This is a genomic window from Streptococcus halichoeri (genome assembly GCF_009870755.1).
GTDB lineage: Bacteria > Bacillota > Bacilli > Lactobacillales > Streptococcaceae > Streptococcus > Streptococcus halichoeri.
In genome coordinates this window covers 75338-98261 of the sequence record NZ_WLZU01000004.1, presented here as the reverse complement: position 1 = coordinate 98261, position 22924 = coordinate 75338, and the positions used below count along the sequence as shown (strand labels likewise).

The 22924-nt window shown below is 42.3% G+C and carries 20 protein-coding genes, 2 tRNA genes and 2 pseudogenes; 22 read left to right on the top strand and 2 right to left on the bottom strand.

Features of this window, described 5'->3' with window-relative positions; genetic code table 11:
• From GWD08_RS02200 to GWD08_RS02185, 4 genes and pseudogenes are all read left to right on the top strand, one after another.
• Nucleotides 1–176, top strand: a pseudogene (locus GWD08_RS02200) (phosphopentomutase); the annotation flags it as partial.
• 452 nt (nucleotides 177–628) lie between these two features.
• Nucleotides 629–1441 carry a purine-nucleoside phosphorylase gene (locus tag GWD08_RS02195; RefSeq protein WP_159564038.1) on the top strand — a complete coding sequence of 271 codons (813 nt, stop codon included), beginning with the start codon at nucleotides 629–631 and terminating at the stop codon, nucleotides 1439–1441.
• Between the two features lie 464 nt (nucleotides 1442–1905).
• A complete protein-coding gene (gene deoD, locus GWD08_RS02190) occupies nucleotides 1906–2619 on the top strand; it encodes a purine-nucleoside phosphorylase (protein ID WP_159564037.1) in 714 nt (237 codons plus the stop codon).
• A pseudogene (locus tag GWD08_RS02185) lies at nucleotides 2619–3384 on the top strand (LytR family transcriptional regulator). The gene deoD and the pseudogene GWD08_RS02185 overlap by 1 nt, the downstream one beginning before the upstream one ends.
• 76 nt (nucleotides 3385–3460) lie before the next feature.
• Here the strand turns inward: GWD08_RS02185 and GWD08_RS02180 are convergent.
• Nucleotides 3461–4369 (bottom strand): LysR family transcriptional regulator, encoded by a 909-nt coding sequence (locus tag GWD08_RS02180; protein ID WP_159564036.1) that lies wholly within the window; start codon nucleotides 4367–4369, stop codon nucleotides 3461–3463.
• Between the two features lie 875 nt (nucleotides 4370–5244).
• On the opposite strand from GWD08_RS02180, the gene cps4B reads away from it, so the two are divergent.
• From cps4B to GWD08_RS02125, 11 genes are all read left to right on the top strand, one after another.
• Nucleotides 5245–5991 (top strand): capsular polysaccharide biosynthesis protein Cps4B, encoded by a 747-nt coding sequence (cps4B, locus tag GWD08_RS02175; protein WP_159564035.1) that lies wholly within the window; start codon nucleotides 5245–5247, stop codon nucleotides 5989–5991.
• 263 nt (nucleotides 5992–6254) lie between these two features.
• Nucleotides 6255–6455, top strand: coding sequence for a holin (locus tag GWD08_RS02170; protein WP_159564034.1), 201 nt, complete (start codon nucleotides 6255–6257; stop codon nucleotides 6453–6455).
• Between the two features lie 149 nt (nucleotides 6456–6604).
• Nucleotides 6605–7150: a hypothetical protein gene (locus GWD08_RS02165; protein WP_159564033.1), complete on the top strand. Its 546-nt coding sequence runs from the start codon at nucleotides 6605–6607 to the stop codon at nucleotides 7148–7150.
• A 320-nt stretch (nucleotides 7151–7470) separates the two neighbouring features.
• Nucleotides 7471–8163, top strand: a complete 693-nt coding sequence (gene pyrF, locus GWD08_RS02160) for an orotidine-5'-phosphate decarboxylase (RefSeq protein ID WP_159564032.1) — start codon at nucleotides 7471–7473, stop codon at nucleotides 8161–8163.
• Nucleotides 8164–8199: 36 nt separating this feature from the next.
• The gene (gene pyrE, locus GWD08_RS02155; RefSeq protein ID WP_159564031.1) at nucleotides 8200–8829 is read left to right on the top strand and encodes an orotate phosphoribosyltransferase; all 630 of its coding nucleotides are present in this window, start codon (nucleotides 8200–8202) and stop codon (nucleotides 8827–8829) included.
• 153 nt (nucleotides 8830–8982) lie between these two features.
• Complete coding sequence (locus GWD08_RS02150; RefSeq protein WP_159564030.1) at nucleotides 8983–10452, top strand: amidase; 1470 nt, start codon at nucleotides 8983–8985, stop codon at nucleotides 10450–10452.
• 123 nt (nucleotides 10453–10575) lie between these two features.
• Complete coding sequence (locus tag GWD08_RS02145) at nucleotides 10576–11442, top strand: transporter substrate-binding domain-containing protein (RefSeq protein ID WP_159564029.1); 867 nt, start codon at nucleotides 10576–10578, stop codon at nucleotides 11440–11442.
• A gap of 9 nt (nucleotides 11443–11451) precedes the next feature.
• The gene (locus GWD08_RS02140; protein ID WP_159564028.1) at nucleotides 11452–12132 is read left to right on the top strand and encodes an amino acid ABC transporter permease; all 681 of its coding nucleotides are present in this window, start codon (nucleotides 11452–11454) and stop codon (nucleotides 12130–12132) included.
• Nucleotides 12133–12223: 91 nt separating this feature from the next.
• Nucleotides 12224–12877 carry a uracil-DNA glycosylase gene (locus GWD08_RS02135; RefSeq protein WP_159544096.1) on the top strand — a complete coding sequence of 218 codons (654 nt, stop codon included), beginning with the start codon at nucleotides 12224–12226 and terminating at the stop codon, nucleotides 12875–12877.
• 76 nt (nucleotides 12878–12953) lie between these two features.
• On the top strand, nucleotides 12954–13337 hold the full coding sequence (locus tag GWD08_RS02130) for a DUF1398 family protein (protein WP_231700349.1): 384 nt from the start codon (nucleotides 12954–12956) through the stop codon (nucleotides 13335–13337).
• A gap of 21 nt (nucleotides 13338–13358) precedes the next feature.
• The gene (locus GWD08_RS02125; RefSeq protein ID WP_159564027.1) at nucleotides 13359–14627 is read left to right on the top strand and encodes a dihydroorotase; all 1269 of its coding nucleotides are present in this window, start codon (nucleotides 13359–13361) and stop codon (nucleotides 14625–14627) included.
• Nucleotides 14628–14707: 80 nt separating this feature from the next.
• Here GWD08_RS02125 and plsY read toward each other — a convergent pair whose 3' ends face one another.
• Nucleotides 14708–15352, bottom strand: a complete 645-nt coding sequence (plsY, locus tag GWD08_RS02120; protein WP_159564026.1) for a glycerol-3-phosphate 1-O-acyltransferase PlsY — start codon at nucleotides 15350–15352, stop codon at nucleotides 14708–14710.
• Nucleotides 15353–15488: 136 nt separating this feature from the next.
• On the opposite strand from plsY, the gene parE reads away from it, so the two are divergent.
• The 7 genes from parE to GWD08_RS02085 all read left to right on the top strand — a co-directional run bounded on the left by parE (nucleotide 15489) and on the right by GWD08_RS02085 (nucleotide 22860).
• Nucleotides 15489–17438: a DNA topoisomerase IV subunit B gene (parE, locus tag GWD08_RS02115; RefSeq protein WP_159564025.1), complete on the top strand. Its 1950-nt coding sequence runs from the start codon at nucleotides 15489–15491 to the stop codon at nucleotides 17436–17438.
• 183 nt (nucleotides 17439–17621) lie between these two features.
• Nucleotides 17622–18428 carry a phosphate ABC transporter ATPase gene (locus GWD08_RS02110; RefSeq protein WP_159549174.1) on the top strand — a complete coding sequence of 269 codons (807 nt, stop codon included), beginning with the start codon at nucleotides 17622–17624 and terminating at the stop codon, nucleotides 18426–18428.
• 222 nt (nucleotides 18429–18650) lie between these two features.
• Nucleotides 18651–21113: a DNA topoisomerase IV subunit A gene (gene parC / locus GWD08_RS02105; protein ID WP_159564024.1), complete on the top strand. Its 2463-nt coding sequence runs from the start codon at nucleotides 18651–18653 to the stop codon at nucleotides 21111–21113.
• A 78-nt stretch (nucleotides 21114–21191) separates the two neighbouring features.
• Nucleotides 21192–22214, top strand: a complete 1023-nt coding sequence (locus GWD08_RS02100; RefSeq protein ID WP_159561532.1) for a branched-chain amino acid aminotransferase — start codon at nucleotides 21192–21194, stop codon at nucleotides 22212–22214.
• A 63-nt stretch (nucleotides 22215–22277) separates the two neighbouring features.
• On the top strand, nucleotides 22278–22508 hold the full coding sequence (locus tag GWD08_RS02095; protein ID WP_159544086.1) for a DUF2969 domain-containing protein: 231 nt from the start codon (nucleotides 22278–22280) through the stop codon (nucleotides 22506–22508).
• A 60-nt stretch (nucleotides 22509–22568) separates the two neighbouring features.
• Nucleotides 22569–22649, top strand: a tRNA-Tyr gene (locus GWD08_RS02090).
• A gap of 139 nt (nucleotides 22650–22788) precedes the next feature.
• A tRNA-Gln gene (locus GWD08_RS02085) sits at nucleotides 22789–22860 on the top strand.
• Nucleotides 22861–22924: the final 64 nt, after the last annotated feature.

Genomic DNA, 22924 nt, shown 5'->3' with positions numbered 1-22924 from the left:
ATGTTGGTACGGATCATACCCGTGAGTACATCCCTTTGTTGGCTTACAGTCCAGCATTTAAGGGCAATGGGGTATTGCCAGTTGGTCATTTTGCTGATATTTCTGCGACCATTGCTGAGAACTTTGGTGTGGAGACTGCCATGATTGGCCAGTCATTCTTAGCTGACTTAAACTAATGTCTGTAAGGTGTTTTCATAATGGAGACGGTTACGATTTATCATCTCAATCATGAGACATGGTAAACTGTTTTTACCCTTTTTGCGAGATGCAGGACTTACTATAAATGTTAGTGAATATTTAAAGCTTCTCCAAGTAAAACAAGTCTACTTCAACTGCTAGCAGAAATGGCTATGCTATACAATAGTAATCAAAAAATGTACTAGGACTATGCGCAGCCCGGTTTAGAAAATCTAACGAAAACGGTTGAGGACATGGTTGAGGAGATTAACGAAGCGATGAGGGTTGGTATCATTTTAATTCATCGTCGTTATATGAAAATACCTAAAAGCTTGGCTCTTTGTCGCCTTGTGGAGAGAGTTCTTATGATTTGGCCTGTGCCGCTTCCAAAACCTTTTGTCAAAGAGGTTGGCGAAGTGGTTAAGCCACTGGAATATAAAGGAGTGCGTGGATGTCATTGATGTCAAAAATAAAGGAAACTCAAGCCTTTTTAAATACCAAAGGAATTACAGAACCTGATTTTGGATTAATTTTGGGTTCAGGGTTGGGAGAATTAGCAAGTGAAATTGAAAATGCTGTTGTAGTGGACTATGCAGAAATCCCAAACTGGGGTCGCTCGACAGTTGTTGGGCATGCCGGTAAATTAGTATATGGTGATTTAGCAGGCCGTAAAGTGATGGCATTACAGGGCCGCTTTCATTTTTACGAAGGCAATCCAATGGAGGTTGTGACCTTTCCAGTTCGAGTGATGCGAGCCCTTGGTTGTAAAGGGGTTATTGTAACCAATGCAGCAGGAGGAATCGGTTATGGTCCAGGTACCTTGATGGCGATTACGGACCATATCAATCTAACGGGCCAAAATCCATTAATTGGCGAAAATCTAGAAGACTTTGGTCCGCGTTTTCCAGACATGTCGGATGCCTATACTGCAGATTACCGTCAAATCGCTAATAGGGTAGCAACATCATTGGGGATTAAGCTTGAAGGTGGTGTTTATCTAGGGGTAACTGGTCCTACCTATGAAACGCCAGCAGAGATTCGGGCATTTAAAACCATGGGAGCAGATGCAGTTGGGATGTCAACAGTACCAGAAGTGATTGTCGCTGCGCATTCTGGGATGAAGGTGCTAGGAATCTCAGCGATTACTAACTTTGCTGCTGGTTTTCAATCTGAGCTCAATCATGCAGAAGTAGTTGAAGTTACAGAACGCATCAAAGAGAACTTTAAAGGCTTGGTTAAGGCTATTTTGGCTGAACTACCCTAGTTTTCCTTATATTATTATTCGAAAAAATAAGAAATATTGTCTAAAAAATTAGGTTAAAGGGATTTTTTTCTGTGCCTCTTTGTCACCTAATGCTTAACTTAATCTCATAGCAAGGTTAGGAGTGAGAGTTCTGATGATTTGAACTGGGACTCTGGCTTTTCAACACTAACGTAATCAAAGGAAAGGAAGAGAGTTGGTTCTTTTTGATGGGAACTTGAACGAAAAACTTGGCAAAACGAGGAATTGTCTAAGAAATCAGGATTTCTTGTTAATTTCCTATTTTTCAGTTGTTTTTCTGGTCGCTCTCTCATTTTCTTCAAAACAAAACGAAAGGGAGGGTTAACTGTATTTTGAATTGAATACAGGCAAAGAACTGTGTAAAAAAGATAAACTGTCTAACATCTGAGATGCGTCATCAGTTTCCTCTTTTTACTTTGTTCTTTGTACCCTTTGTATCTTAACTAATGTCTATTCATATTTCCGCCGCTAAGGGTGATATAGCTGATAAAATTTTACTTCCGGGCGATCCCTTGCGTGCAAAATTCATTGCGGAGCATTTCTTAGAAGGTGCCAGCTGTTTTAATGATATTCGCAATATGTTGGGTTACACTGGAACTTATAAGGGCCAACGCGTTTCTGTCATGGGAACAGGTATGGGAATGCCATCGCTCTCCATCTATGCTCGCGAGTTGATTGTTGATTACGGCGTCAAAACACTCATCCGGGTTGGCACTGCAGGAGCAATTGACCCTAATGTTCATGTGCGTGACTTGGTATTGGCCCAAGCTGCAGCAACCAATTCTAATATTATCCGCAATGATTTCCCAGAGTTTGATTTTCCTCAAATTGCCGACTTTGGTTTGTTAGATAAGGCCTACCATATTGCTAAAGAGCTTGGCATGACAACACATGTCGGTAGTGTCTTATCTTCTGATGTCTTTTATTCCAATATGCCAGAACGGAATATGGCTCTGGGCAAACTTGGTGTGAAAGCCATTGAAATGGAGGCGGCAGCCCTTTATTATTTGGCTGCTCAGCATAAGGTTAAAGCTTTAGGAATTATGACGATTTCTGATAATCTTAATGATCCTAGCGAAGATACCAGCGCTCAGGAGCGTCAGACAACGTTTACTGACATGATGACAGTTGGCCTTGAAACATTGCTTGCAAATGATTAATGCGCCAGAAAACAATAGACATCCTTTTGGATGTCTATGTTTCTAATCATGCCTTGAAAATAGCTAAGCCCAAGCAGCATAAGATGCCTGCGGATGCTATTTTTCTTATTGAGGCAATGAAGGAAGGTAGAAGAGTTAAATGTGGCATTCCTATTTGAGCATGCACGGGAGTGTCAGCAGATTGAGACTAAATACGGTCTAGCCCTGCTAATGCACCAAGAGGAGAGGGCTGAGCAGTTGGCGAATGATATCCTTGATTTGCAAGTGAAGGTTAAGAATGCTGAAATGATTGATTTTGTGAGAGCTGTGTCGCCAATTCTCTATCATCTATATACACGGCTCATGCGAGAACAATTGCCGCAGCTGGATCATTTTATCACTAATGCTAAAAATGATCAGTATGATAGTTGGAATTTTCTAGCCATGCAAGCTAGCTCTGAGTCCCTAGTTAAAGCGTTTTTATCATCGCCGCGTGCAAAGAATGTGATAACAAGTAGTTTAGTTGAGTTTCTTGAGCTGACCTTGTGGCTGCAAGACATCAAAGCAAGTATCCGCCAATTGCGACAATTTGAAAAATCAGTCTGCAATCCCATTGCTCACCTCATTAAAGCATTTGATGAAGAAGAGCTGTATCGAACAACACGCTTTTCTTCGGAGCTTTTCTTAGAACAGATCATTGCCTTGGCCCAGTTTTTGAGTGTTCAGTATCCTAGTAGCCCCTTTTATTTTGATCAGATTGATGCTGTTATTAAGCAAATCGTATAAAAAAAGAAGCCCAATTTAAGCTTTGGCTTACTCCAACGGTTAGACATTATTCCTAACGATTGGGGTGTTCCTGCCTTTAAGCCTTAAATTGGACTTCTTTTTTGAGGTAACCGATGAATGCTTCGCCCATTTTAGAGAGGTTGGCTTTTTCATGCTTGAGGTAGACGATTTTGATGGTATCCTCAGTCTTTAGTGGGATGGCCACAATATGGGCATCATTTAGTTTAGCGTTTAACACCCCTGTAGCAACGGTATAGCCATTTAGGCCAATCATCAGGTTAAAGAGGGTCGCTCGGTCACTGACAACAATTGATTTGGGGTGATGTACCTGCGCCAGCATTTCTTCAGAAAAATAAAAGGAATTATGGAGACCCTGATCATAACTAAGATAAGGAAAAGCTTCTAAGTCCTTGAGCTCAAGCACAGACTCTTTTGCTAATGGATGGTCTTTACTGATAAAGACATGTGGTTTGGTAGTAAAGAGGGGGGTGGCTTGCAGATGATTTTCATCCAAGAGTTTGGTCAAGACATCACGATTGTAGTCATTGATAAAAAGGACACCGATTTCTGATCGGAAGTTTTTGACATCATCAATAATTTCCCAGGTCCTTGTCTCTCGAAGAAAGAGTTCGTATTGCGTCATGTCCGTATCTTCAAATAGCGCGACAAAGGCATTGACAACAAAAGCATAGTGCTGTGAGGAGACACTAAAAAGCTCCCGCTGGGTGTTTGGTGCTTTGTAACGTTCCTCAAGTAGGCTAGTTTGCTCAATGACCTGCCGTGCATAGGATAAAAACTCCATACCATCCTTGGTTAAGGTAATTCCTTTGGGATGCCGATTGAAGATTTGGATGCCCATTTCATTTTCTAGGTCCTTAACAGCATTTGATAAGCTAGGCTGGGTGATAAAGAGTTGCTTGGCTGCCACGTTGATGGAGCCAGACTCGACGATTTTGATAATGTAGCGCAATTGTTGTAATCTCATAAGCCCAGTTTATCTTATTAAGTCCGATTCTTCAAGTCTCTCCTCTTTTTCTGATTTGCTTTGTGGTCATTTTTGCTAGCATGTTCATTTAAAAAAGAAGTGTGGCATTGCTGATCTGCAGGTTAAGTTGGATTTAGCTAATGATAGAAGTTTAAGCATTGCGGAGACTGATTTGCTTGAAACGCCCAAGTAATGGACTCACTATTAAATAGGATATAAATTGAAATGGGGTTGTAAACATGCTATAATTGGAAAGGCAAATTTGACTAATATGCTGCTAAGCTAAGATAAATGCGATTAACCAGTAGTGTGTAAGACAAGAAATGTTCGGGCTTTTTAGGATTACGAGTGCTTGACTGATTTAAGCCTTGTAAACTATATTTACGTCTGACAGGGTATTTTTCATAACCATCTAGGCTCTTTACTGTAAGAGTGTGATTCCAGGTTCTACCATTTGGGAGATGATTTAACTTCTTGTTTTATGGCTTGCATGTGCTATTGCTAAGCGCCGGACATTACTGATCTTGTTTGTTGGCACTGTTTTAAACCTAGTATTGGGTTTTATTTTATTTTTGAGGAGCCAAAGGAGTCAAAGCAAGTCTTGGGCAATCATGTGGCTGGTTAATGAGTCACGTCGTTTTTGAGAAGAAGCACTGCTTTTTACATGCAGGCTGTTTTGGTGCTTTCACCAGCTCTGCGTGCTTGGCTTAGCTACTTATGTGCAGATAGAGCAGTCGCAGGCAGGTGGGCTAGCGTCTTGTCAGGCGGTACTTGAGTGATCTGGTATTTTGCTGCTGCCAGTTTACAGATAAAATAGATAATGATAGTGTTAAAAAGCTAACAAGGCCCTTAATGCTGTCTTGGAGGAAAATTAAATGATCGATATTCATTCACATATCGTATTTGATGTGGACGATGGACCGCTAACGATCAATGAAAGCTTAGCTTTAATTGCTGAAAGCTATCGTCAAGGAGTGCGAACAATTGTCTCAACCTCCCACCGACGTAAGGGCAAGTATGAAACACCAGAGCGTGATATTTATAATCATTTTTTACAGGTTAAGCGTGAAGCAGAAGGAAGATTTGCGGATTTAACCATCTTGTATGGAGGTGAGCTATTTTACACAAAGGATATGCTTTATAAATTAGAACACCATCAGTTGCCTCGCATGAACAACACTCGCTTTGCCTTGATTGCTTTTAGTATAAACACCACTTGGCCAGAGATGCGCTGGGCTTTGCAACAGGTGCTAAGGCTCGGTATAAGCCCAATTATTGCTCATATTGAATGCTATGATGAGCTCGCTTTTCAAAAAAACCGTGTGCAAGAGTTGATTGCAATGGGGTGCTATACTCAAATTAATAGTTCGCATGTACGAAAGCCAAAGCTCTTGGGAGATAAACTTAGAGAATTCAAAAAACGAACACAGTATCTTTTAGAGGAAGATTTAGTTCATTGTGTGGCTAGTGATATGCATCATCTTAGTAAACGTCCCCCCTGTATGCAGGAGGCCTACCGGATAATTGCTAAGACTTACGGACAAGCGCGAGCTGAAGATTTATTCCACAATAACCCTCAAGCACTCCTAAATAACGACAACTTGGAGCGCTATCTGTCATAAACGGCTGACTATTGTAGGAAGGGACCCGCAAGCCTGCGCTGATAGTGCGGGCTTTTCTCTTAAGCGCATTTAAAAGCACAAATAAACTCTGTCTTTTTTTCTAGAGTGGGTGAGGCCGCTGGGAATAGTATAGAGTTTTTTATGGTTTGATAATTCAAAACATTCGGAAAATACGGACAAATACTAGATTATTTTAATTTTTTGTTTTCTTTAGGGGATGATTATTATATAATTAAGATATCTTAATAAAAGGAGAAGAAATAATGTCTCAATTACAACAGCGTCTTTCACGTCAGTCATTTTGGATTGCTCTCATCTCATTAGTGATGATGTTAGTCGACAATATTGCGCATTCTTATTTCCGTGTTTGCATTAGTGATACTCTCAATATGCTTGAACAAACGTTCTGTATTGTTTTGACTATCTTACTCTTTTTAGGCTTTTTAACGAACAAGCCAGATTAAGCTTCCTCCTTGGAGAGTCAGCCTAAACCAGCGCGGCGCTAAGCAAAAAAGTTTTAAGAGATACAAGGGCCAGCGATTGCTCTTTTATAACCCATGTGTTATATTAATAGTATTGAAGGAATCGCGTGTTGAGTAAAGGTGGGGATCAGATGAGTACGAGTGAACAAACAAACCATAAGGTGTTAATTCAAAAATTATTGGTTAGTATTCATTATTTGACCCTCTTTAAGGATGAACTCCTCCTGGTAGAGCGAACGCCATCTATTTTGGGGGGCGAATTTTCATCTAGTGCTGTTCAGAGTGAGTTAGGTGATATTGTTAGAGCGATTAATGATTTGGACAAAAAGCAACGCTTGATTGAGTCTACTTTTTGGTATGAAGAGTCCGCTTTCAAATTAATGAATAAGACTTTAGATATTGTGGATAATTGGGTTAATGGCTTGGACCATTTAGTTACCCTCTGCCAGTCTAAAGAGGTCTTTCAGGCTATTTTGGGCGACAAACGGGTCCGGGTTTTCGGTGTTTTAATTGACGTGTTCTCATCACTTAAAATCATTGCCTTGTCCTTAAAAGAAGCTCCGGTTGCTCCAGTGGACTATGAGCACATCAAGATGGTGCACCTTGAGGAAGAGGCCTTTCTTAAACACTATCAAAGCCCCAAGTCAGCTCATGAACCTAATACTGTAATGGTGTAAATGATTAGCTTTTACCATAGGATGAAAACATTAATAATAAACAACCAGGGTAGAGTTCTATCAATAAGACCTCTACCTTGGTTGTTTTTATATCTGGGCTTGGATTTTTATTTGCGCCTCTTTTTGTGCTTCCTTTTTTGACAGCTTCTGTAAAATACGATATAATGTTAGAAAAATTACCTTTAATCAGGTCCAGAGAGGCTTACAAGGTTTATCAGTAAAAACAGATGTATTTGACATACTCTCATTTTCTGTCACCTTGTTTCCTGCTGGAGGCAAGGTTTTTAACTGCCAATATAGCAGGCCAAAGAAAGGAAGATATGCAAGAAGAACGTCCGATTATTGCTTTAGATTTTGCTACTTTTGAAGAGGTTAAGGATTTTTTAAATCACTTTCCAAAAGCGGAAATGCTCTATCTTAAAATTGGTATGGAGCTCTATTATGCCCACGGACCCCAAGTGGTTTCTTATGTAAAATCCCAAGGGCACAGTGTTTTTTTAGATCTGAAACTTCATGATATTCCAAATACTGTTCAAGCAACCATGGCGGTGCTAGCCAAATTAGGGGTCGATATGACGACCGTCCATGCAGCCGGCGGACTGGAGATGATGGCCGCAGCTCGCAAAGGATTAGGCTTTGGACCAAAGCTCATGGCGGTGACTCAGTTGACCTCTACTTCTGAGCAGCAAATGCAAAAGGAACAATTGATTCAGGCTAGCCTGGGAGAATCAGTGCAGCATTATGCACAACTGACGCAGCAAGCAGGCTTAGATGGTGTGGTCTGTTCGGCTCAAGAAGTTGGACTCATCAAAGAGGTGACACCTGAGGGATTCTTGTGTTTAACACCAGGGATTAGGCCCCAAGGGGTGGCTATTGGAGATCAAAAACGGGTGATGACACCAGCTCAGGCAAGAGCTATTGGCTCACATTTTATCGTGGTGGGCCGACCAATTACCCAGGCTAGTGATCCGCTAGCTGCTTATGAAATGATCAGAGCTGAATGGAATGCTTAAAGCCAGCTCAGCAATTTAGCCAAAAAGGAGAAAAACATGACTTTAGCCAAAACGATTGCTGCTGATTTGTTAGCCATTGAAGCAGTTTATGTAAAACCTGAGGCACCTTTTACCTGGGCTTCAGGGATAAAATCCCCGATTTATACTGACAATCGAGTGACTTTGTCTTATCCTAAGACTCGTACTTTGATTGAGGACGGCTTTGTATCAGTGATTTGCAGGTATTATCCTGAAGTTGAGGTCATCGCTGGGACAGCAACAGCAGGCATTGCGCACGGAGCGATTGTTGCAGATAAGATGAATTTACCTTTTGCCTATATTCGTAGTAAACCTAAGGACCACGGAGCAGGTAATCAGATTGAAGGCCGCGTCTTTGCCGGCCAGAAAATGGTTTTAATTGAAGATTTGGTTTCTACGGGTGGCTCTGTGCTAGCAGCGGCAGCGGCAGCACGTCAAGCAGGTATAGAGGTGTTAGGGATTGTAGCCATCTTCACTTATGAATTGCCAAGCGCTCAGAGCAATTTTCAAGCGGCGGGATTAAACCTGCATACCCTAACCAGCTACAGTCAATTGATTAGGGTTGCACAAGAAGAAGGCATTATCACAGAACAGGGGCTGGCTTTGATGCAAGCCTTTCAAAAAGATCCTAACCGTTGGCAAGGATGATGCCTTAAAAAAAGAAAACTAAAAAAGTAGAGCAGGAATTTTTCTGTTTTCTTTTTTATCCTAAAAGATGGTATCGTGCTAAAGAAAGTAAGCAAGGTGCTGAGCAAATAAGTAACCAGAAAAAAGCATGCCCTAACGAAGGAGGAGATAAGCATGACATTGACCGATTTTAATGATGCAACTGCGATGGCCTTAGCCATTCAGGCTAAGCACATTTCTCCCAAAGAATTGGTGACTTGGACCATTGAGCAAGCGCTAGCTATGAATCCCAAGATTAATGCCATCGTGGATCAGCGTTATGAAGCAGCCTTGGCAGAAGCGCAAAGCCGATCGTTTAAGGGGTTGCCCTTTGCAGGGGTACCGATTTTTCTCAAGGATTTGGGGCAAGATAAGGTTGGCCTGCGTGCGACCTCTGGCGCAAAACTTTTACAAAAGCACTACCCCAGACAAGATACGGCATATGTGCAAAGGTTGGAGGCCTTGGGCTTTATTATTCTTGGCACATCAAATACACCTGAGTATGGTTTTAAGAATATTAGTGATAGCCAAGCTAACGGTGCTGTTAACCTGCCAATGGATGTGTCGCGTAACGCTGGTGGCTCATCTGGCGGTGCTGCAGCATTGGTTTCTTCCGGCGTAACCAGTTTGTCACCAGCAAGCGATGGAGGAGGTTCCATTCGCATTCCTGCTTCTTTTAATGGCTTGATTGGCCTAAAACCTAGTCGTGGCCGAACGCCAGTCGGCCCAACCGTTTTTCGTTCTTGGCAAGGGGCCGCCGTTCATTTTGCTGTCACTAAAACGGTTCGAGACACCAAGCGGCTCTTATATTATCTGCAAACCTTGCAGATGGAAAGTCCCTTTCCCCTACCTTTATTAAGTGAACAAACGGTATTTGCTACTCCTCAGAAGAAATGGCGCATTGCTTTGTTTCAAAAGCAGCCAGATGGCCAGGCTTTGGGCCAAGAAGCAAATCAGGCACTCCTTAATGCCAGCCGCTTCTTAGCAAGTCAAGGTCACCAGATTGAAGAAATTAACCAATTGCCAATTGATATGGCCCAAATGACACGTAGCTATTACATTATGAATGGGGCAGAGACAGCCAATATGTTTAGCCAGCTGGCTGAGGCCATGGGCCGGGCTTTGACCAAAGATGATATGGAAATAATGACCTGGGCTATTTATCAAAGTGGTCGGCGTGTATTAGCTCAAGACTATGCTCGCTTGCTCTATGAGTGGGACGATTATAGTGCCCAGTTACATGCTTTTTTCCAAGATTATGATGTGCTTTTGCTGCCTTCAACACATGATATTGCTCCTAAACATGGGCAGTTAGATCCCTCGCCCGATTTGCTTGTGCGATTGGCTCATGCTGCAGAGTATAGTAATAAAGAGCAGCTGGAATTGGTGGAGCAGATGTTTGAGAAGGGGTTGGCGCTCAATCCTAATATGTCGATAGCTAATTTGACGGGAGCCACGGCCATCAGCCTGCCCACTCACATGACGACAGCTGGGCTACCACTTGGCATCCAACTTTTAGCAGCCAAAGGTCAAGAAGGACGCTTGTTAGAGCTTGCTCAGCAATTTGAAGAAGCTGGGCAATTTCGGCAAGTCCTGGCTCGGTAGGGTTAAAAAAGCGAGGAAGGTGGTTATAAGAAGGGGAGACTTTGCAAGGACGTAAGCGTTTTACATGCCAGCTACTAGTGTGAATGGTATACTTGTTTTTAGTAATAAAAGGAGAAGAGTAACATGCATAAATCCGTAAAATGGCTGTTAGTAAGCCTAAGTGCTTTGAGCTTAACTGCTTGTGCAACCACTCAGCAAAAGCAGGTGACAAGCTGGTCGAAGATTGAGAAAAAGGGTGTCTTGACGGTCGCCACTCCAACAACCTATCAACCAACATCCTATTATAATGATAAGAATCAGCTGGTTGGCTATGAAGTGGATATGATGAAGGAGATCGGAAAACGCCTCGGTGTCAAGGTAAAATTTGTAGAAACAGGTTTTGATCAGGCTTTTACGTCCATAGATAGTGGTCGAGCTGACCTTTCTATCAATAATTTTGACATTACAAATAAGCGCAAAGCCAAGTATAATATGTCCATTCCTTACAAATATGGTGTTGGTGGGATGATTGTCCGTGCAGATGGCTCTTCTCGTCTTGTTAAAAAAGACCTCAGCGATTGGAAAGGAAAGAAAGCTGCCGGTGCTGAAGGTACAGAATATATGAAAGTAGCCAAGAAACAAGGCGCTACACTAGTATCCTATGACAATGTGGCTAATGATGTCTACCTTAAGGACGTGGCTTTGGGGCGTACTGATTTTATTCCTAATGATTATCCTGCACAAAAGCTTTTTGTTGATTTTATGAAGCGGCAAAATCCCTCAATCAATGTCAAGATGAGTGATGTGCTCTATAATCCAACCAAACAAGGTATTGTGATGAGTAAAAAAGACCAATCGCTTTTACAAAAAATCAATCCTGTGATCAAAGCGATGATGTCAGATGGTAGCTTAAAAGCCATTTCTGAGAAATACTATGCTGGTCAAGATCTAACCAAGCCTTTTGATAAAGGGGCAAAGATTCCTGTTATTAAGACCAACGATGTAGAGTAAGGACCTTTTATGATTAATGTTGCCCTTATTCTCAAAAGCTTTCCCTTTGTGTTAAGAGGCTTGCCCTATACTTTAGGCATTTCAGCTGCTAGCTTTGCCACGGGATTAATTCTTGGTTTTGGCTTTGCTTTGATGCGGCAAAGTTCCAATTGGTTGCTGCCAAAACTGACCAAGGCTTATATTTCTTTTTTTCGTGGTGTTCCGATGATTGTGGTCCTCTTTGTGCTGTATTTTGGGCTACCTTATTATGGTTTGCAGTGGCCAGCTTTGCTTTGTGCTTATTTTGGTTTTTCCTTGGTTAGTGCAGCTTTTATTGCTGAAATTCTGCGTTCAGCTATGGCCGCTATTTCTCATGGACAATGGGAAGCTGCGCAAGCCTTGGGCTTACCTCAGCGAATTATTGTCAGCAAAATTATTGTACCACAGGCCTTACGCATTGCTGTTCCACCGTTGGGGAATGTGGTGATTGATATGGTCAAATCCTCCTCACTGGCTGCTATGATTACAGTCCCTGACATATTCCAAAATGCCAAAATTATTGGTGGCAGGGAGTGGGACTACATGTCCATGTATATCCTTGTGGCTGTGATTTATTGGCTCATTTCAGTTGGTTTGGAGAAGGCGCAGTACTGGCTGGAAGCGCAGTTGACTTATGACCATAAAAAGGTCACAAAAAGACTCACTTTTTAAGAAAAGTGGGCTTTTTTAGGGGTAATTATGATAAAATAAATAATAATTGACTGATTGGGGTCGCATTTTAGCAATGAAAGGATGATATTTAATGATTCACTCTACCTGGCATGACAAATTAAAAGCAGCACTGCCACAGGCTTATTTTGCTAGGATTAACCATTTTCTCGACCAGGTCTATCAAGCAGGAGTGGTTTATCCGCCACGAGAGAAAGTTTTTGCGGCGCTTAAGGCAACACCCTACGAAGAAACTAAGGTCATTCTCCTTGGTCAGGATCCTTACCATGGTCCTGGTCAGGCACAAGGCTTGTCATTTTCGGTTCCAGATCACATCCCAGCACCGCCTTCCTTACAAAATATTCTTAAGGAATTAGCAAGCGATATTGGTCAACGTAAGCACCATGATTTGCGTCCTTGGGCAGAGCAAGGAGTTCTTTTGTTAAACGCCTGCTTAACTGTGCCTGAGCATCAGGCCAATGGCCATGCCAATAGGATTTGGGAGCCTTTTACGGATGCGGTTATTAAGCTTGCCAATGATAAAACGAGTCCTGTTGTGTTTATCTTATGGGGTGGTTATGCCCGCAAAAAAAAGGCTCTGATTACCCAGCCGCACCACTATATTATTGAAAGTCCCCATCCAAGTCCGCTGTCCGCCCACCGTGGTTTTTTTGGCAGTAAGCCATTTTCGCGGACCAATACTTTTTTGCAACAAGCTGGGCTATCCCAAATTGATTGGTTGCGATGAGCCAGGAATCATCTCAAAAAATGCGCTAGCCATTGCTATGCTATGCAGTGCTTTTACTAAGAAAAAAGGAGACAAGGTGCTAAACAAAGCAGACATTCAAGCAGCTCATCAGCAATTTACTGGACCAGATTTTCCAAAATTAATCCAGGCCTTTAAAGCTATGGGCATGTTGCGCTATACAGTTTTCATTGATCGAGGAGAAGTTAGTTACCAGAGTGCGGATCAAGTGCTGATCACTAATGGCTATCAGGTCAGGTCGGAAATTGCTGCTAGGAGTAATCTTGCGGCAGCTCAGGCTGATTTGGCGCGCCACCAGGCTGGTCAAAGTAACTTTGAAGCCTTTTGTCAAGACATGGCAGCCGCTGGTATTTATAAATGGGTTAGTGATCTACAGGCGATGACATGCAGCTACTATGATCAAAGTGAAACTGCTTTGATTGTTGAACAGATACCACAATAAGATACACAAGCAGAGGTTTCTATGTTACTAATAAAAAATGGGCGTGTGCTTGATCCTGCTTCGGGTCTGGATCAAAAATTAGATGTGTTAATCAATGAGGGCCGGATTCGTGCCATGTCTGCCAAGATTGAAGAACCCGCAGCACAGGTGATTGATGCAACAGGGCTGGTCCTTGCACCAGGTTTGGTTGATATTCATGTGCACTTTCGTGAGCCAGGTCAAACGCACAAAGAAGACATCCATACAGGAGCTTTAGCAGCAGCGGCTGGCGGCTTCACATCAGTAGTTATGATGGCTAATACTCAGCCCACCATCTCTACTCGTGCAACCCTTGAAGCTGTTTTGACTAGCGCCCGTAAAGAACCCATTAACATTTATACCAACGCCAGTGTCACACACAACTTTGATGGGCAAACCTTAACGGATTTTGCTACACTTAAGCAAGCTGGGGCAGTCAGCTTTTCAGACGATGGCATGCCATTGACAGATGCTGGCCTTCTTCGGGACGCTTTGAAAGCGGCCAAGGCTTGTGGAACCTTTGTTGCAGTACATGAAGAAGACCCCACACTCAATGGTGTCTTAGGGCTCAATGAGCATATTGCCGTCCAGCATTTCCATTGCCAAGGCGCCACAGCGATGGCAGAATATAGCATGGTTGCCCGGGACGTGATGATTGCCTATGGCAGCCAAGCTCATCTCCATATTCAGCACTTATCCACTGCCCAAGCCGTTAAACTAGTGGCTTTCGCGCAAGAATTGGGGGCTCAGGTAACCGCTGAGGCAACGCCTCAGCATTTCTCAAAAACAGAAGACTTGCTGCTGATGGCTGGCGCTAATGCCAAGATGAATCCTCCATTACGAACAGAGGCTGATCGCTTAGCCGTCATTGAAGGTTTAAAGGCTAACACCATTTCCATTATTGCGACTGACCATGCTCCCCACCACAGAGAGGAAAAACAGGTTACAGATATTTGTCAGGCTCCTTCTGGTATGACTGGTCTAGAGACGGCCCTGTCACTTGGACTTACAGCCTTAGTTGAACCAGGTCATTTGACTTTAAGCGACTTGTTGGCTAAAATGACCATTAATCCTGCACGTTTGTACCAATTTGATGCAGGTTATCTCCAAGTTGGTGGACCTGCTGATGTCCTGATTTTTGATCCTGATGCCGATCGGATCGTAAGTTCGACATTTGCCTCTAAGGCTGCTAATTCCCCCTTTATTGGTGAACGCTTAAAAGGCAAGGTCCATTATACCATTTGCCGTGGGCAAATTGTGTTTGAAGCATAATCTCAAAGAAAAAGGAGCTGGACTGCTAAACAGTCTAAACTCCTTTTTATGATGGAAAATGTGTTTATGCAAAAAACCTGCTATTGCTGAGTGGGTTTTTGCTTACTAAGATTGAGCCCCCAGGGAACGACATTTTCTCGGTGCTCACGAATGCGTGTGATGTTGTCCTTGTGCCGATAAACAATCAGACTAGCCAGGATTCCAACGATGCTAATCAAAAATAAATCATAGCGAACTAAAATAAAGGAAAATCCCGGAAAAACACAGACACTTATTACTGCAAAAATAGCTAAACTGATGCTGGCCAAGGAAATCATGCTATAAAGATAGAGGATGACAACAAACAACAGGGCTAACAGTAAGAAATATAAGGGAGAATAGCCTAGGACCACCCCAGCACTGGTCGCTACGGCCTTGCCCCCTTTGAAATTTGCAAAAATGGGAAAAGTATGGCCAATGACCGCAAAAAAACCAAAAACAATCGGAGAAAGGCCAATAACGCCTAAAATACCAGGTAAGATAGTTGGAATAGTACCCTTAAGTATATCAATAAAAAGTGTAGCTAAGCCGGCCTTAAAGCCTAAGATACGAAAGGTATTGGTGGTGCCAGTATTACCAGAACCATGTTCGCGTAAGTTGGTCTGATAAAAGCCTTGACCGATCCATAGTCCCGTTGGTATGGAACCTAGCAAATAAGAAAAAATGATGAGTAAGGTTATTTTCATAGTTAGTATTATAGCACATCTTTAAATGAACCGACTAGAGTGCTAAACCGATTTTCTGGATAAATGATAGAAAAGATTTTGCAAATTTCTTAAAAAACTTGTAAGATAAAAAGGATGAAAAAACTGGAGGTCACTCTTGGCTAAAGAAGAAATAACAATTAATAATTATAATGATGATGCCATTCAGGTACTAGAAGGGTTGGATGCGGTCCGCAAACGTCCCGGCATGTATATTGGCTCAACAGACGCCACGGGTCTTCATCATTTGATTTGGGAAATCGTGGATAATGCTGTTGATGAAGCCCTATCAGGTTTTGGTGATGCGATTGATGTGACCTTAAATAAAGATGGCTCGGTGAGTGTTGCTGACTGTGGGCGGGGGATGCCTACTGGAACCCACAAAATGGGTATTCCCACAGTACAAGTCATTTTCACCGTTCTCCATGCCGGAGGAAAGTTCGGACAAGGGGGCTATAAGACCTCTGGAGGTCTGCATGGGGTTGGCTCATCGGTAGTGAATGCGCTTTCTAAATGGCTAGAAGTTGAAATTACTCGCGATGGTGCTGTGTATCGTCAGCGGTTTGAAAATGGTGGCAAACCGGTAACCACTTTAAAAAAAATTGCGAGTGCGCCCAAAACTAAAACAGGGACAAAAGTCACCTTCTTGCCAGATGATACCATTTTTTCAACTACTGATTTTAAGACCAACACGATTGCTGAGCGCTTAAAAGAGTCCGCCTTCTTGTTAAAAAATGTCAAAATGACATTGACTGATTTGCGAGGGGCTGAGCCACTAGTGCAAGAATTTCACTATGAAAATGGTGTGCAAGATTTTGTCGAATATTTAAATGAAGATAAAGAAACCCTGACCCCAGTTATTTATATTGAGGGGCAAGAGCAAGACTTTCAGGTCCAAGTAGCCATTCAATATAATGATGGTTTTTCTGATAATATTCTCTCCTTTGTGAATAATGTTCGCACACGAGATGGTGGGACCCATGAAACAGGTCTCAAATCAGCGATAACAAAAGTCATGAACGACTATGCCCGAAAGACCAACCTGCTTAAAGAAAAAGATAAAAACTTAGAAGGTTCTGACTACCGTGAAGGCTTATCAGCAGTCCTTTCCATCTTAGTTCCTGAACAACATTTACAATTTGAAGGCCAAACCAAGGACAAGCTTGGAAGCCCCCTTGCGCGTCCAGTAGTTGATGGGATTGTATCGGAAAAGCTAACCTATTTTCTCTTAGAAAATGGTGAATTGGCGACTAATTTGATTCGTAAGGCGATCAAGGCGCGTGATGCACGTGAGGCTGCGCGTAAGGCCCGTGATGACTCCCGCAATGGTAAGAAGTCTAAGAAAGATAAGGGGCTCTTATCGGGCAAACTCACCCCTGCTCAGTCGAAAAATCCTAGGAAAAATGAATTATACCTGGTCGAAGGGGATTCCGCGGGTGGCTCAGCCAAACAAGGCCGCGACCGCAAATTTCAGGCAATCTTACCTTTACGTGGTAAGGTCCTCAATACTGAGAAGGCTAAGATGGCTGATATTCTCAAAAACGAAGAAATCAACACCATGGTCTATACGATTGGTGCAGGTGTTGGGGCTGACTTCACCATTGAGGACATCAATTATGACAAGATCATCATCATGACCGATGCTGATACAGATGGGGCCCACATTCAAACTTTGCTGTTGACCTTTTTTTACCGCTATATGCGCCCCTTAGTTGAAGAAGGCCATGTGTATATTGCCCTGCCACCACTCTATAAAATGTCTAAAGGTAAGGGAAAAACGGCGAAAGTGGCTTATGCTTGGACGGATGGGGAATTGGAAGATCTGCGCAAGTCATTTGGCAAAGGAGCCAGTCTGCAGCGGTACAAAGGGCTTGGAGAGATGAATGCTGATCAATTATGGGAAACCACTATGGATCCTGATAGTCGCACACTGATTCGTGTAACGATTGATGATTTGGCCCGAGCAGAGCGCCGCGTCTCCATTTTGATGGGTGACAAACCAGCTCCTAGACGCCAATGGATTGAAGATAATGTCACCTTTACCCTAGAAGAAAATACTGTTTTTTAATAATGAAGGCTGACTTGATACTTTTTGAAATCTGCCAGGCTCTTCCTATCTAAGTTTAAAAGTAGTACCAGTTTTATTTTTGCAGATACAAGTCATCAGTGTAAGATTAATTTTTGGTGAGAGAATCGCTTATTCTTCATCAGCTGCCCACTAGCAATGATTTCCTTAGGAAAGGAGGGCTTTGTGAAGTTAGTTATTTGGCAAAACAATTATAGCCTTCAATGGGAAGGAACCTATTATTTGGCCTTAGAGACCTATCCTTTCATCCAAGCCTGGGAGTTAGAAAAGATAGCTGCTTTTTGTGCTTATGAAAAAATGCATCACAGGCAAACTCAAATAATCTGTCAAGATAAGGTGATTTTAAGAGCAATCAATCAGTACCTACAAGATTATTCAGGCCAGTTTCCTTTCACTCCTAGCCAGCCAAAGGTAGCATCTACCTATGCTATTTCTGGTCAGGCAGTCTATAGTAATTGGCTTAGTCATGTGTGTACAGTAGATACAGCCGTAGCAATCTTTAAATCAGGAAAACTACTATCAGCAGTCAAGGCCTTCCAACTTACTGCTAAGGAGTTGGTTTGCGACCCACGAAATGCTGCTGGTGATCCTGCAGATTATTTTGAATACGTGATGTTAGGCTGGTCAAATACTAGTTCTGGTTATCGTTTAGCTATGGAAAGATTGCTTGGTCATTTACCCAATGATAGAGAGCTAAACGAAGCCTTTATTCCAGGTGTGAGCTTTCACTTTGATTATGAGGAGGTGACATCATTAGATCATTACCTTTTTGATGGCTATCATCCTGCAAAAGTGAAAGATGAGCTGCCATTGACTTATTTAAAAGCGTGTATTATTCCTCAAGAGCAGGCCTCCTTGTTTGAGGGAATTATTCCTGAAACATTTAAAACAAGATGCTTTTACTTACCTTATAACAAAGAGGGATTAGTAGGATGGAGTGAAACAGTCTATCGCTTTTTAGTGCGAATTTAGGTGACTTATTGCTTTTTTCTACATCATTTTAGGGGGAATTGCCTTTTTAGGGAGTCTCGGTTTTCTAGTGATTTCCTAGTTTTTTCTTACGTTAACTTTAAGAAAGGATTTGAGCATAGGTGGAAAAGTTAGTCAAAAACAAATCGGCTGATAATAAAATAAGGCTGTCACCGATTTTTCTAGTTTTAGACGCTTTTTCAAAATCCTTTGCCTCTTAAACTTATGTCAAACATTCAAAACATGTCGCTTGAAGACATTATGGGAGAACGTTTTGGACGTTATTCCAAGTACATCATCCAAGAGCGGGCCTTGCCTGATATTCGTGATGGTTTAAAACCAGTTCAGCGGCGAATTCTTTATTCCATGAATAAAGATGGGAATACCTTTGATAAGGGCTATCGCAAATCAGCCAAGTCTGTTGGTAATATCATGGGGAATTTCCATCCTCATGGGGATTCGTCTATTTATGATGCCATGGTGCGGATGTCGCAGGATTGGAAAAATCGGGAAATCCTGGTGGAAATGCACGGAAATAATGGTTCAATGGATGGCGATCCACCAGCAGCAATGCGGTATACTGAAGCCCGTCTTTCAGAAATTGCCGATTATTTGCTACAAGATATTCAAAAAAACACCGTTCCCTTTGCTTGGAACTTTGATGATACGGAAAAAGAACCTACTGTTCTTCCGGCAGCCTTTCCCAACTTACTAGTTAATGGGGCAACTGGTATCTCAGCCGGCTACGCTACAGACATTCCGCCACATAATCTGGCTGAGGTTATTGATGCAGTGGTTTATTTGATCGATCATCCTAAAGCCACGGTTGATAAATTGATGACTTTCTTACCGGGTCCTGATTTTCCAACTGGCGCTATCATTCAAGGCACTGCTGATATTCAAAAAGCCTACGAAACAGGTAAGGGCCGTGTTGTGGTGCGCTCGAAAACGGAAATCGAAACACTAAAAGGTGGAAGGCAACAAATTATTGTTACTGAAATCCCCTATGAAATCAATAAATCTGTTTTAGTGAAAAAGATTGATGATGTCAGAGTCAACAATAAGGTCCCAGGCATTGCGGAAGTGCGAGATGAATCAGACCGAACAGGCTTACGGATTGCAATCGAACTGAAAAAAGACGCCGATTGTCAAACTGTCTTGAATTATCTTTTAAAGTATACCGATCTCCAAATCAATTATAATTTCAACATGGTAGCCATTGATCATTATACACCCAAGCAAGTCGGCTTGATCAAGATGCTCACCAGCTACATTGCCCACCGTAGATCGATTATCATTCAACGGTCTAAATATGATAAAGACAAAGCTGAAAAACGCTTACATATTGTTGACGGGCTGATTCGTGTTCTCTCAATTTTGGATGAGGTCATTGCGTTAATTCGGGCTTCTGATAATAAGGCTGATGCTAAAGAAAACTTAAAGGTCAGCTATGACTTCTCAGAAGAACAAGCAGAAGCCATTGTTACCTTGCAATTGTATCGTTTAACGAACACCGACATTGTTACCTTGCAAGATGAAGAAAAAGAGCTGCGCGAGCTCATTACCACTTTAGCTGCTATTATTGCCGATGAAACGACCATGTATCACGTCATGAAAAAAGAGCTGCGCGAAGTCAAAAAGCGCTTTGCCAATCCGCGGCGCTCCGAATTGCAAAAAGAAGCACAAACGATCGAAATTGATACAGCTAGCTTAATTGTTGAGGAAGAAACCTTTGTCAGTGTTACTAAAGATGGCTATCTTAAGCGGACGAGTCCGCGTTCTTTTAACGCCTCAACGCTGGAAGAAATTGGTAAACGTGAAGATGATTGTATTGTGTTAGTGCAAGCAGCTAAGACCACACAACACTTGTTACTTTTTACCAATCTGGGCAATGTCATTTACCGGCCGGTCCATGAATTGCAAGACATCAAGTGGAAAGACATTGGAGAACATCTGTCGCAGACCCTTACGAACTTTGCTAATAATGAAGTTATCGTATATGCTGAGATAGTTGATCATTTTGATGCAGGGATTTATTATTGTGTCACAAAACTTGGACAAGTCAAACGTTTTGAGCGCACAGAACTGCAACCATGGCGCACCTATCGCTCTAAATCAACAAAATATGCCAAATTAAAAGGTGACCAAGATGCTGTTATCACCATCCAACCAAGTGCTGGCGAGGCACTGATGCTTGTGTCTTATCTGGGGTATGCCCTTCGTTTTAGTATTGATGAAGTGCCGATTCAAGGTCTGAAGTCTGCAGGAGTCAAGGCTATGAATCTAAAAAAAGAAGATGTCATCAGGGCAGCTTTCAAAACAACAACGGATAGCTTTTATCTCTTAACCCAACGTGGTAGCCTCAAGCGGACAGCTCAAACAGCCATCCCTGTAACTAGCCGCGCCAATCGAGGTTTGCAAGTGTTACGAGAGCTAAAAACAAAACCTCACCGTGTCTTTACTGCCGGCCCTGTTTTTGCTGCAAAAGAGCCAGGGGCCATTGATTTGTTCCAACCAGTTGAGGACAAACCGCAAGCCACCAGCCAAATCTTGCAGGTCATCAGTAAGACTGGACAACACTATGAACAAGATTTAACAGAGCTTGGCTTATCTGATCGCACAAGCAATGGTTCTTTCCTCTCAGAAACAATTTCAGAACAAGAAGTCTTTGCTGCCTATTTTAAATAATAAAACAGGCGTGTTGATGGATTTGTTAGAGAAGCAGAACCAGTAGGACCATTACCATATAAAAGAAAGTGAATGATTATGTCTGTATCTATTCAGTGGGAAAACTTAGGCTTTGATTATATGAAACTTCCATTTCGGTTTATTTCATATTATAAAGACGGTCAATGGGATGAGGGTTGTTTAACAAAAGACGCCACTCTCCACATTTCAGAAAGCTCAACAGCTTTGCATTATGGCCAGCAGGCCTTTGAAGGCTTAAAAGCCTATCGGACAAAGGAAGGCACCATTCAATTATTTCGGCCAGATCGAAATGCTGCGCGGTTCCAAGCTACAGCTGATCGTCTATTGATGCCCCAAGTTCCCACAAACAAATTCATTGATGCTGTTAAGCAAGTTGTAGTGGCAAACAAGGACTATGTTCCACCTTACGGGACTGGAGCAACTCTGTACCTTCGGCCATTGCTAATTGGCGTTGGGGACGTCATTGGTGTTAGACCAGCAACAGAATATATTTTTACGGTTTTTGCCATGCCAGTAGGCAATTACTTTAAAGGTGGACTGGCTCCAACTAATTTTTTAGTGTCAGAAGAATTTGACCGAGCAGCACCTTACGGCACAGGTGCGGCCAAGGTTGGTGGTAACTATGCTGGTAGTTTGTTGCCTGGCAAATATGCTAAGACCCATGGCTATTCAGATGTTATTTATTTGGACCCGGCAACGCACACCAAAATCGAAGAAGTCGGAGCGGCTAACTTTTTTGGCATTACAGCTGATAATGAATTTATTACACCTTTAAGCCCCTCTATTTTACCATCTATTACTAAATACTCTTTACTTGAACTCGCAGAAACACGCCTGGGAATGAAAGTTATTGAAGGCGATGTCTTCATTGATCAATTAGAGCGCTTTGTCGAAGCGGGTGCATGTGGAACGGCTGCCGTCATCTCGCCTATTGGTGGTATTCAGTACAAAAATAATCTCCATGTTTTTTACAGTCAAACCGAGGTTGGGCCTGTGACGAGGCGCTTGTATGATGAGCTAGTTGGCATTCAGTTTGGAGATATTAAAGCCCCTGAGGGCTGGATTGTGAAAGTTGACTAAATCATTAGCTTGCTCTTGCCAGCTGCCTTGATTTTGTGTAAAATGATGAAAGTGAGGTAGGAAATGAGTAAAAAAGATAAAAAAATTGAGATCCAACTTGTGGACCATACAGTTACTGTGGCAAAGGCACAGGTTGATGGTTATCAATTGTTGATTGGCAAGCGCTTAGTTGGTGAAGTTGCCGAGCTTGACGACAAATTTGCTATTATCTCAAATGGAACGGTAGAAGCTTTTTATAAAAATTTGGAACAAGCAGTTGAAAAAGTTATTGAAAACTACAATTTGAATCATTAAAAATAGGCAAAAAGACTTGCCAGTGACCAAAAACTATGATAGAATAGTTTTTGTTGTTACGGAAAGATAGCGAAGAGGCTAAACGCGGCGGACTGTAAATCCGCTCCTTCGGGTTCGGGGGTTCGAATCCCTCTCTTTCCATGTTCAGGATATAGGGCCTTGACAGTCTATATGAAATGGAGAAGCTGCTGCAGTGTCCCAGGACACTAGGAAGTTTGACTCTTTCACTAGGATTTTGGTCCATGCTTAGCTTAGTAGGCATCCTGAAGTAAACCTATCTTGGGGTATAGCCAAGCGGTAAGGCAAGGGACTTTGACTCCCTCATGCGTTGGTTCGAATCCAGCTACCCCAGTCAGAGGTATCAGATTTTTATTTGAGACCGTCAAAGATAAAAGTTGTTGTCGTTGCGGGTTACC